General features: G+C 70.4%; 14 protein-coding genes. 3 read left to right on the top strand and 11 right to left on the bottom strand.

Features of this window, described 5'->3' with window-relative positions; genetic code table 11:
* Nucleotides 1-92: 92 nt before the first annotated feature.
* Nucleotides 93-1280: a PilT/PilU family type 4a pilus ATPase gene (locus PHC73_RS07820; RefSeq protein ID WP_366949832.1), complete on the top strand. Its 1188-nt coding sequence runs from the start codon at nucleotides 93-95 to the stop codon at nucleotides 1278-1280.
* 72 nt (nucleotides 1281-1352) lie between these two features.
* Here the strand turns inward: PHC73_RS07820 and PHC73_RS07815 are convergent, their stop codons facing one another.
* Together PHC73_RS07815 and PHC73_RS13965 are read right to left on the bottom strand one after the other, a co-directional pair.
* Nucleotides 1353-2312, bottom strand: coding sequence for a nitronate monooxygenase (locus PHC73_RS07815; RefSeq protein WP_300126466.1), 960 nt, complete (start codon nucleotides 2310-2312; stop codon nucleotides 1353-1355).
* A gap of 4 nt (nucleotides 2313-2316) precedes the next feature.
* On the bottom strand, nucleotides 2317-2490 hold the full coding sequence (locus PHC73_RS13965) for an aromatic-ring-hydroxylating dioxygenase subunit beta (protein WP_366949831.1): 174 nt from the start codon (nucleotides 2488-2490) through the stop codon (nucleotides 2317-2319).
* A 196-nt stretch (nucleotides 2491-2686) separates the two neighbouring features.
* Here PHC73_RS13965 and PHC73_RS07810 point away from each other — a divergent pair, with 196 nt between their 5' ends.
* Nucleotides 2687-3073 (top strand): DUF4345 family protein, encoded by a 387-nt coding sequence (locus PHC73_RS07810; RefSeq protein ID WP_300126464.1) that lies wholly within the window; start codon nucleotides 2687-2689, stop codon nucleotides 3071-3073.
* On the top strand, nucleotides 3073-3513 hold the full coding sequence (locus PHC73_RS07805; protein WP_300126462.1) for a nuclear transport factor 2 family protein: 441 nt from the start codon (nucleotides 3073-3075) through the stop codon (nucleotides 3511-3513). Before PHC73_RS07810 ends, PHC73_RS07805 begins: the two co-directional genes overlap by 1 nt.
* A gap of 18 nt (nucleotides 3514-3531) precedes the next feature.
* Here PHC73_RS07805 and PHC73_RS07800 read toward each other — a convergent pair whose 3' ends face one another.
* The 9 genes from PHC73_RS07800 to mbhE all read right to left on the bottom strand — a co-directional run.
* Complete coding sequence (locus PHC73_RS07800) at nucleotides 3532-4050, bottom strand: NUDIX domain-containing protein (RefSeq protein WP_300126460.1); 519 nt, start codon at nucleotides 4048-4050, stop codon at nucleotides 3532-3534.
* 8 nt (nucleotides 4051-4058) lie between these two features.
* Complete coding sequence (locus tag PHC73_RS07795; protein ID WP_300126458.1) at nucleotides 4059-4811, bottom strand: YdcF family protein; 753 nt, start codon at nucleotides 4809-4811, stop codon at nucleotides 4059-4061.
* A gap of 1 nt (nucleotide 4812) precedes the next feature.
* Complete coding sequence (gene lipA, locus PHC73_RS07790) at nucleotides 4813-5757, bottom strand: lipoyl synthase (RefSeq protein WP_300126456.1); 945 nt, start codon at nucleotides 5755-5757, stop codon at nucleotides 4813-4815.
* A 106-nt stretch (nucleotides 5758-5863) separates the two neighbouring features.
* Nucleotides 5864-6232 (bottom strand): Na+/H+ antiporter subunit G, encoded by a 369-nt coding sequence (locus tag PHC73_RS07785; RefSeq protein WP_300126454.1) that lies wholly within the window; start codon nucleotides 6230-6232, stop codon nucleotides 5864-5866.
* Nucleotides 6229-6465, bottom strand: a complete 237-nt coding sequence (locus tag PHC73_RS07780; protein ID WP_366949830.1) for a K+/H+ antiporter subunit F — start codon at nucleotides 6463-6465, stop codon at nucleotides 6229-6231. The genes PHC73_RS07785 and PHC73_RS07780 overlap by 4 nt, the downstream gene beginning before the upstream one ends.
* Before the next feature lie 35 nt (nucleotides 6466-6500).
* Entirely contained in the window at nucleotides 6501-6986 is a 486-nt protein-coding gene (locus PHC73_RS07775) for a Na+/H+ antiporter subunit E (protein WP_300126450.1), read from the bottom strand.
* The gene (locus tag PHC73_RS07770; RefSeq protein WP_300126448.1) at nucleotides 6983-8485 is read right to left on the bottom strand and encodes a monovalent cation/H+ antiporter subunit D; all 1503 of its coding nucleotides are present in this window, start codon (nucleotides 8483-8485) and stop codon (nucleotides 6983-6985) included. Before PHC73_RS07770 ends, PHC73_RS07775 begins: the two co-directional genes overlap by 4 nt.
* Nucleotides 8482-8832, bottom strand: coding sequence for a Na+/H+ antiporter subunit C (locus tag PHC73_RS07765; RefSeq protein WP_300126446.1), 351 nt, complete (start codon nucleotides 8830-8832; stop codon nucleotides 8482-8484). The genes PHC73_RS07770 and PHC73_RS07765 overlap by 4 nt, the downstream gene beginning before the upstream one ends.
* A partial coding sequence (gene mbhE / locus PHC73_RS07760; RefSeq protein WP_300126444.1) for a hydrogen gas-evolving membrane-bound hydrogenase subunit E occupies nucleotides 8832-9381 on the bottom strand: 550 nt, incomplete at its 5' end. The genes PHC73_RS07765 and mbhE, both read right to left, overlap by 1 nt.

Raw genomic sequence — 9381 nt, 5'->3', positions numbered from 1 at the left:
CCGCAAGATCAGCCGCGAAGACGCCGCCGCGCGCGCCGTCAACAAGGATCTGTTCCGCTGACGGTCCCCATCCGACCCCGGAGTCCGCCGTGATCGATTTCGCCACCCTGCTGCAGATGATGGTCGAGCAGAACGCGTCTGACCTGTTCGTGACCGCCGGGGTGGCGCCCAGCATCAAGACCCACGGCGTGATACGCCCGGCCTGTGAGGGGAAGTTCAGCGCCGAGCAGGCGCGTGACCTGTGCTACAGCGTCATGAACGAGCGCCAGCGCACACAGCTCGAGAACACCTTCGAGTGCCAGTTCGCCATCTCGGCGCGCGGCATCGGGCGCTTTCGGGTCAGTGCCTTCGTCCAGCGCGGCAGCGTCGGCATGGTGGTGCGCAAGATCGAAACCAAGATTCCGACCCTGGAAGAACTGCAAGTGCCGTTGGTGCTGCGCGACATCGCCATGATCAAGCGCGGCCTGGCGCTGATTGTGGGCGGCACCGGCACCGGCAAGTCGACCACACTGGCGGCCATGGTGGGCTACCGCAACCGCAACAGCACCGGTCACATCATCACCATCGAAGACCCGATCGAGTACCTGCACGACCACGCCGGCTGCATCGTCACCCAGCGCGAGGTGGGCGTGGACACCTTGACCTTCGAAGACGCGCTCAAGAACTCCCTGCGTCAGGCGCCGGACGTGATCCTGATCGGCGAGATCCGTACCCGCGAGACCATGGAGCACGCCATCGCGTTTGCCGAGACCGGCCACCTGTGCCTGGCCACGCTGCACGCCAACAATGCCAACCAGGCGCTGGACCGCATCATCAATTTCTTTCCGGAGGAGCGGCGTCAGCAGTTGTTTCTGGATCTGTCGCTGAACCTCAAGGCCATCGTCTCGCAGCGCCTGCTGCCGACCGTGGACGGCAAGAGCCGGCGGGCGGCGGTGGAGGTGATGCTGGCCAGTCCGCTCATCAGCGATCTGATACGCAAGGGTGCCATCCACGAGATCAGGCCGGTCATGGCGCGTTCGAACGAGCTTGGCATGCGCACGTTCGACCAGGCGCTGTTCGCGCTGTACAAGGAAGGCGCCATCAGCTACGAAGAGGCGATCGCCAACGCCGACTCGCCGAACGATCTGCGCCTGCTGATCAAGCTCGACGAGGACGGTGCGGCGGCGCAGTTGGCCAAGGACGCACAGAAATTCGCCCTCAAGGAACAACCCAAGGATAAGGACGAGCCGCCGCCGCTGGTGTTCAGCCGGCCCTTGTCGCTGGCGCCGAAATCGGAATAGGCGGTCGCGCGGCGCGAATCGAGGGGTTCTGCCCTTCATTCACGCCGCGGCATCCTGCCTCGGGCGGTAACGCTAGACGGGCCTGAGCTTCCGTAGTGCCGCTTCGGCCTCGGCCATGAAATCGCGCACGATGGCGGCGGCGGGCCTCACGTCGTGCACGCCGCCGCAGCTCTGGCCGGTCGGCAGGCAGCCGCGGTCGGGATCGTCGCTGGTGCCGAACATGTCGAGCACGCCCTCGCGCAGCGACACCTCCATCTGCTGCGGGAAGGGCAGGATCTCGGCCTCGCGCCCGACCCAGGAGTCGGTGTACTGGTTGCGAAAGCCGCGCATTTGTTTCCCGCTGTAGCAGCGCGTGAGCGTGGTGTCGCTGGCCTCGGCGGCGACGATGCGCTGCTTCCACGAATCGAGCGCGTGCGCCTCGTCGCTGGCGATGAAGCGCGTGCCCATCACCACGCCCTGCGCGCCCATGGCGAGCGCCGCCACCAGCTGGCTGCCGTGCGCAATGCCGCCCGCCGCCAGCACCGGCGTGTCGCCGGCCACCGCCACTACCTGCGGAATCAGACTGAAGGTGCCGATGTTGCCGGTGTGCCCGCCGGCATCGGTGCCCTGGGCGACCATGAAGTCGACCCCGGCGGCGGCCACTTTCTTGGCGTGCTTGGGCGCGCCGACCATGGCGCCGATCTTCATGCCGGCATCGCGCAGCCGCGGCAACAGCTCGGTCGGCACGCCGAGCGCGGACAGGAAGATCGGGCAGCCTTCTTCCAGCATCACGTCGATCTGCGCATCGAACACGCCCGGCATCGGCACCAAAAGATCGAGCGCCCACGGTTTGTCGGTGAGCGATTTGATCTCGCGGATGTGCGCGCGGATCTGCTCGGGTTCGAGGCCCGCGGCGCCGTACACGCCTAGCCCGCCGGCGTTGCTGACGGCGGCTACCAGCTTCGGCCACGACACGCCACCCATGCCGGCCAGCACCACCGGCAGCTCGATGCCGAGCCGCTCGCAAAAAGGCGTTTTGAGGACTGCACTCATGGGCTTACACCAGATAAAAGTCGAGCAGGGTGGGGATGTAATCGTTCAGCACGCTGATCTTCTGGCGCGCGATGCGCCAGTCGTCGCCGTGGCGCCGCAGCGTGTGCCGGTAGTGGCCGAAAAACGCGTCCGACTTGGCGCGCCAGTGGTAGTCGACGCGAAAGCAGGCAAAGACGATGCGTTGGCTGGACCGCCACGACTCGGGTTACCGTAACTGAGGCGGTAGCCCAGGCATTCAGAAGCGCCGATTTGTTCAGTGCTGGTCGCCCGGGGCAGGATGCCCCGGCATCAGCAAGGCGTGAGCCGCGCCGCGGCGAGCTGAAAAAATCCAGGGACGGAATTTTTCGGCATTTCCAACAGGGAGGAGGATGCAGATGGCCTTGGCAAGATTCGTGCTCATCGTGACCGGCATTTCCTTTTTCGGCTATGCCATTGCGTGTTTTCTGTACCCGGTGGAGGTTGCCGGTCGCTTTACCGGCTACGGCCTCGAGGCGGCTGCGGGCATGGTTGAAATCCGCGCCATGTACGGCGGACTGCAGGCCGGTTTCGGGCTGTTCTGTCTGCTGGCCGGGTCGCGGCGGGATTGGACCCGGCCGGGACTGGTGGCCATCGCCCTGGTGATGGGTGGCCTGGTGCTCACGCGCTGCATCGCCATGGGCATGCACGGCCCGGCTGGCGCCAATCCGGGCGCCGCGATTTACGAAGGCATCACCACCGCGCTGGCGCTGCTCGCGCTCGTGCGCCTGCCGAGGGCCGCGTGATGGCGCGCGCGCTCGGCTTTGCGCTGGCGCTGCTATGCGGTGCCAGCGCGTTTGCGGACACCGCGGAGGACGTGCTGGCCGCGGACGGCGCGCGCCTGGCGGCGCTGATCGCCGCCGACCGCTCGGCGCTCGACGCCACGCTGGCGCAGGAGCTGCACTACGTGCACGCCAATGGCCTCACCCAGGACCGCGCGGCCTACGTGCAGTCCGCCGTCGGCGGCGCCATGAAATACGTCAACATCACGCCGCTCGAGCGGCAGGTGCGGGTGCTCGCGCCGCAGGTGGCGCTGCTGACCGGCAGCAACCGCGTGGCGGTGGTGCTGGACGGCAAGCCGCTCGAGGCCGAGGTGCTCTACACCGCCGTCTACGTGCAGGAGGCGGGCGCCTGGAAGCTCACCGCCTGGCAGTCCACGCCGGCGCCCAAGCCCGGCGGCAAGTGACGGCGGGCCGGACCGCGCTCACGGGCGGGGCAGGTGATGGGTGGCGCGGCGGGCGGCAAAGCCCGCCAGCACCGTTGCCACGTCGGGAAAATCCAGCAGTTCGGTCAGCGTGGCGATGGTCGGCCGGATCAGCGTGAGCTCGTGCTGGCGCCCGGCGGCGAGCGCGTCGGCCGGGGTCAGCCAGCGGTAATCGACGGCTTCCGAGCCGTCGACGCGCACGCCGCCGCAGCGGTTGGCGTCGGCCACGAAAAACCACGTCGCGTAGCGGCGCGGTTGCCCGGGCGGCGTGGTCCAGTGGGCCACTTCCACCAGCGCGTCGGGGTCGAGCAGCAGGCCGGCTTCCTCGGCCGCCTCGCGCACCGCGGCCAGACGCGGCGCGCGATCGGCGCCCTGGCGGTGATCGGCCGGGTCCACGCGGCCGCCCGGAAACACCCACGCGCCCGGCGCGAACACCAGCGTCGGGCTGCGCTTGAGCAGCAGCACCTCGAGTCCGTGCGGGCCGTCGCGCAGCGGCGCCACGGTGGCGGCGGGTTGCACCGGAACCGTCATGGGCGGCGGTAACGCAGGTGGTACCAGGCGCCGCCGAGGTACTCGTGCAGCGCGATTGCCGAGCGCGCGAGCGCCGGCGCGTCGGGCAGCCAGTCGAGCGCATCGAAGCGCCGAGCCGCCGGCACCAGTGTCGGTGCCGGCAGCACCGTGAAGCCGACGCGCTCGAAAATCGCCACCGCCCGCGGCAGGTGCCAGGCGTGGCTGACCAGTGCGATGCGGTCGATGCCGCCTGCCGCCAGCAGGTCGCGCGCGTAGCGGGCGTTGTCGTAGGTGGTCAGCGCGCTGCCTTCCACCCAGCGCGCCCGCACGCCCCAGTCGAGCAGGGTCTCGGCCATGTACGCGGCGCCAGGCTGACGGCCTTCCAGTGCCCCATCGGTGACCAGCACCGGCAGGCCGCTTTCCTTGGCCAGCAGCGCACCGTAGCGCAGGCGTTCGAGCGTGAGCGCCGACACCGTGCCCCCGCCGTAGTCCGCAAGATCACGCTGCGCCCCGGCGCCGAGGATGACGATGGCCTGCGCCGTGCGCAGACCTTGGGCGCCAAGCGGCGGGTAGCGGCTCAGCGAATCGAGCAGCGCATCGGCCACGCGTCCGCAGGACAACACCGACACCAGCGCCGCCCCGGCAAGGCCGATGCCGCGTGCCAGCCGCGGCCGGCGGCGGGCGAGCAGCGCGACGCCGATCAGCAGCAGCGCCAGAAGGCCGGGCGGTTTCAGCAGCGCCGCCAGCGTTTTGACGGCGTAGAACTCCATCTCAGGCTACGGCGTGGCCGGCGGCCTGCAGGTCGGCGTGGTAGGACGAGCGCACCAGCGGGCCGCTGGCGACGTTCACAAAGCCCATCGCGCGCCCGCGCGCGGCCAGCTCCGCGAACGTTTCCGGCGGCACGTAGCGGCGCACCGGCAGGTGGTGCGGCGAGGGCGCGAGGTACTGGCCGATGGTCAGCATGTCGACGCCGTGCGCGCGCAGGTCCGCCATCACCGCCAGCACTTCGTCGTCGGTCTCGCCAAGGCCCAGCATCAGGCCGGACTTGGTCGGCAGATCCGGCAGCAGTGCCTTGCAGCGCTTCAGCAATTCCAGCGAGCCCGCGTAGTCGGCGCCCGGCCGGGCGGCGGCGTACAGGCGCGGTACGGTCTCGATGTTGTGGTTGAACACGTCCGGCGGCGCGCTGGCCAGAATCTCGAGCGCCACGTCGATGCGGTGGCGAAAGTCCGGCACCAGCACCTCGATGGTGGTGGCCGGCGAGCGCTCGCGCACGGCGCGGATGCAGGCGGCGAAGTGCCCGGCGCCGCGGTCCGGCAGGTCGTCCCGGTCCACCGACGTGATGACGACGTACTTGAGGCCCAGCGTCGCCACGGCATCGGCCAGGTGCGCGGGTTCGGTCTGGTCCAGCGGGTCCGGGGCGCCGTGCGCCACGTCGCAGAACGGGCAGCGGCGCGTGCACTTGTGGCCCATGATCATGAACGTGGCGGTGCCCTTGCTGAAGCACTCGCCGATGTTGGGGCAGGACGCTTCCTCGCACACCGTGTGCAGGGCGTTGCTACGCAGCAGCGTTTTCACGCGCTGGAAGTTCGGGCTCGCCGGCAGGCGCACGCGCAGCCAGTCCGGCTTGCGCAGCGGGGCGCCGACCGGCTCCACCTTGACCGGAATGCGCGACACCTTGTCGAGGCCGCGCTGGCCGAGCTTGCGGGAGGTGGTCACGGGCAGGTCCTGCGGGAGATCGGATGGGCGCCGGATTTTACGCCGAGCAGTGGGCGGCCCGGCCCGGGTTGCAATGCCCGGCATGAATCCATGACGTGCCCCTGCTTCATGGCGCGCGCCGCGGGGGTGCGCCGCTGTTCGGCGGCTCCCCACCTCGTCGCGGCTCGGGCGGCGGCGGGTTTTGCCGGTCCCGGTGCAGCGCCGCCTTGATCAGCAAATGGGCACTGACCGGCGCGCTGATGAACAAAAACACCGTGATCAACAGCTCGTGCACGCTCAGTCCCGGCCGCAGCCGGCTGTGCGTCAGCACCGAGCCGATCAGGATGCAGCCCACGCCGAGCGTGGTGGCCTTGGTCGGCCCGTGCAGGCGTTTGTAAAAATCACCAAAGCGCGCCAGGCCAAACGACCCCAGCAGCGCGAAGCCGCCGCCGATCAGCAGCAGCGCGGCGATCAGGTAATCGAGCGCGGCGCTCATTCGATGCTCTCCCCGCGCAGCACGTGGCGCGCCAGCACCACCGTGCCAATGAAGCCGAGCGCCGCGATCACCAGCGCCACCTCGAAGTACAGGCTGCTGCGAAAGCGAATCCCCAGCAGCATGACCAGCGCCAGGGCGTTGATATAGATCGTGTCGAGCGCCAGGATGCGGTCCGGCAGGTCCGGTCCGCGCAGCATCCGCCACAGGTTCAACAACATGGCCAGCACCAGCATGCCGGCCGCCCAGGGCAGGGCGGTGTCGACCGCGGTCACGTGAAAATCTCCATCAGCGGGCGCTCGTAACGGGCTTTGATGGTCGCCACCAAGGCTTGCGGATCGGTTTCGTTCAAGGCATGCACCAGCAGGAAACGCCGATCGGCGGTCAGCTGCGCCGATACCGTGCCCGGCGTCAGCGTGATGATGCCGGCCAGGGCGGCGATGCCCCACGGCTGGCCGATGTCGAGCGGCACCCACACGAAGCACGGCGTGAGGGCCGACTCGGGCCCCAGAATGCGCCGCGCCACCTCCAGGTTGGCGACCACGATATCCACCAGCACCCGCGCCAGCAGCCGCAGCGCCAGCAGCGGCCGGCGCAGGCGCACCGGCTGCGGCCAGAACGGTGCCGTGATGGCCGGCAGCAGCCAGGCCAGCAGCGCGCCGAGCAGCAGCTGCGCCGGCGTCAGCGAGTTGTTCAGCAGCAGCCACAGCGCCAGCAGGCTGGCGCTGAGCAGCGGTTGGGGCAACAGGCGCTTCATGGCGCCGGCGCCGGCTGGCCGCCCAGCACCGCCTGCACGTAGGCGGCGGGTGCGTGCAGTTGGGCGGCAGTGGCCTCGGTCAGGCGCTGCACCGGCGCGGCCGCCAGTGCCAGCGCCAGGCAGGCGGCCAGCAACAGGCCGGCCGGCAGCAGTGCCAGCGCCGAATGCCGCGCGCCGGGCAGAGCCGGTGACACCTTCCAGAACAGCTGGCTGCCGGCGCGGCTGAAGGCGACCACCAGCAACAGACCCGATAGCAGCAGCACCGCCCACAGCGCGGCGGCGCCCGGCTGGTCGATCGCGCTGCGCAGGATCAGCAGCTTGCCGACGAAGCCCGACAGCGGCGGCAGCCCCGCCAGGGTCACCGCCGCCAGCAGGAACAGGCCGCCCAGCAGCGCCGTTTGGCGTGGCGCCGGTCCGGGCTTGAGCGTGTCGCGAAGCGCGCCGCGCTGGCGGGCGACCAGTTCGGTCAGCAAGAACAGCGCCGCCACGGCCAGCGTGGACTGCGGCAGGTAGTAGAGCGCCGCGCCGAGCGCGCCGGGCGTCGCCAGGCCGAGCGTCGCCAGCAGCGTGCCGGCCGACACCAGCGTCAGGTAACCGGCCAGGCGCGCCAGGCTGCCGGCGGCCAGCGCGCCCAGGCTGGCCGCCACCACCGTGAACAGCCCGAGCGCCAGCAGCAGCGGCTGCGCCAGCGCCAGCCGCTCGCCGACGAAAATCAGCGAGAACACGCGCACGATGGCGTAGATGCCGACCTTGGTCATGATGGCGAACAGCGCCGCCACCGGCGCGCTGGCGGCGCTGTAGGTGGTCGGCAGCCACAGGCCGAGCGGCAGCACCGCCGCCTTGAGCCCGAACACCACCAGCAGCAACAGGCCGGCGTTGTGCAGCAGGGCCAGGTCGGCGTCCGCCGCCTGTGCCGCCTTGACCGCCAGGTCGGCCATGTTCAGCGTGCCGAGCGCGCCATACAGCAGGCCGAGCGCCAGCAGGAACAGCGCCGAACCGACCAGGTTCAGCGTCACGTAATGCAGGCCGGCGTGCAGGCGCGCCTTGCCGCCGCCGTGCAGCAGCAAGCCGTAGGAGGCGATCAGCAGCACCTCGAAAAACACGAACAGGTTGAACAGATCGCCGGTCAGAAACGCGCCCGCCAGTCCCGCCAGTTGCACCTGAAACACGGGGTGAAAGAACGCCCCGCGCCGGTGCCAGCGCGGCGCTGCCGCCAGCAGCGCGACCAGCGCCAGTCCGGCGGTCAGCGCCAGCAGCAGCCCCGCCAGGCGGTCGAGCGCCAGCACGATACCGAACGGCGCCGGCCAGTCGCCGAGCCGGTACACCTGCACCAGGCCGTCGTCGGCCAGCGCCAACAGGCCGCCGCTGATCGCCACCAGCGCCGCCGTGGCCAGCAGGTTGACCGGCAATTGCCAGGCCGGCCGCCGGCGGCCGAGCGCCAACAGCGCGGCGGCGGTCGCCAGCGGCAGCACGATCGGTGCGATCAGCCAGTGCGTCATGGCTCCTCCGGCCGGCCGGCGTCGACGTGGTCGTCACCGGCCTTGCGCCTGGCGCCGACCGCCACCGCCGTCAGCAGCGCGGTCATGCCGAAACCGATCACGATGGCCGTCAGCACCAGCGCCTGCGGTAGCGGGTCGGCGTAGTCGGCCAGCGTGGCCGGCCCGTCGCCGACGATCGGCGCGCGGTTCACCGCCAGCCGGCCGCTGGCGAACAAAAACACGTTCACGGCATACGACAGCAGCGTCAGACCCAGGATCAGGTCGAAACTGCGCGCGCGCAGCACCAGGTACACGCCGCAGGCTACCAGCAGCCCCACGCCGAGCGACAACAGCAATTCGAGCGACATCAGTCCGTCTCCCGTGGCCGGCGGCCGGCGAGGCCGAGCAGCGCCAGCAAGGTGGCGCCCACCACCACCGCGAACACGCCCAGATCGAAGGCCATGGCGCTGGCCAGCGGCACCTCGCCCAGCACCGGCAGCCGCGGGTGGCCGGCGGCGCTGGTCAGGAACGGACGGCCGAACAGCCAGGCCGCCGCCCCGGTGGCCAGCGCCAGCGCCAGGCCGGCGGCGATCCACTGCTCGAAGCGTTCCGATGAGCGCTGGCGCACCCAGGCGCGGCCGTGCGCCAGGTACTGCACCAGCAGCGCCAGCGCCAGCATCAGGCCGGCGATGAAGCCGCCGCCGGGCAGGTTGTGCCCGCGCAGCAGCAGGTACAGCGCCACCATCCCGCCCAGCGGCAGCAGCAGGCCGGCCAACAGCCGCAGCAGCAGCGGGTGGCGGTCGGCGGTGCGGCCGGCGTCGCCGATCGGCGGCCAGCGCAGCTGGCGCATGACCGCATACACGATCAGCGCCGCCAGGCCCAGCACGCTGATCTCGCCCAGCGTGTCGAAGCCGCGG

This window comes from Immundisolibacter sp. (assembly GCF_028696615.1).
Classification (GTDB): Bacteria; Pseudomonadota; Gammaproteobacteria; order Immundisolibacterales; family Immundisolibacteraceae; genus Immundisolibacter.
Note: the sequence above shows the minus strand (reverse complement) of the source record. Positions and strands in the feature narration are given on the sequence as shown.

Bases quoted from the DNA above. Each gene is read 5' to 3' on its own strand.
- PHC73_RS07815 (WP_300126466.1), bottom strand. From the start codon at position 2,312: ATGAGTGCAGTCCTCAAAACGCCTTTTTGCGAGCGGCTCGGCATCGAG.
- PHC73_RS07810 (WP_300126464.1), top strand. From the start codon at position 2,687: ATGGCCTTGGCAAGATTCGTGCTCATCGTGACCGGCATTTCCTTTTTC.
- PHC73_RS07805 (WP_300126462.1), top strand. From the start codon at position 3,073: ATGGCGCGCGCGCTCGGCTTTGCGCTGGCGCTGCTATGCGGTGCCAGC.
- PHC73_RS07795 (WP_300126458.1), bottom strand. From the start codon at position 4,811: ATGGAGTTCTACGCCGTCAAAACGCTGGCGGCGCTGCTGAAACCGCCC.
- PHC73_RS07785 (WP_300126454.1), bottom strand. From the start codon at position 6,232: ATGAGCGCCGCGCTCGATTACCTGATCGCCGCGCTGCTGCTGATCGGC.
- PHC73_RS07780 (WP_366949830.1), bottom strand. From the start codon at position 6,465: ATGCTGGTGCTGGCCATGTTGTTGAACCTGTGGCGGATGCTGCGCGGA.
- PHC73_RS07775 (WP_300126450.1), bottom strand. From the start codon at position 6,986: ATGAAGCGCCTGTTGCCCCAACCGCTGCTCAGCGCCAGCCTGCTGGCG.
- PHC73_RS07770 (WP_300126448.1), bottom strand. From the start codon at position 8,485: ATGACGCACTGGCTGATCGCACCGATCGTGCTGCCGCTGGCGACCGCC.
- PHC73_RS07765 (WP_300126446.1), bottom strand. From the start codon at position 8,832: ATGTCGCTCGAATTGCTGTTGTCGCTCGGCGTGGGGCTGCTGGTAGCC.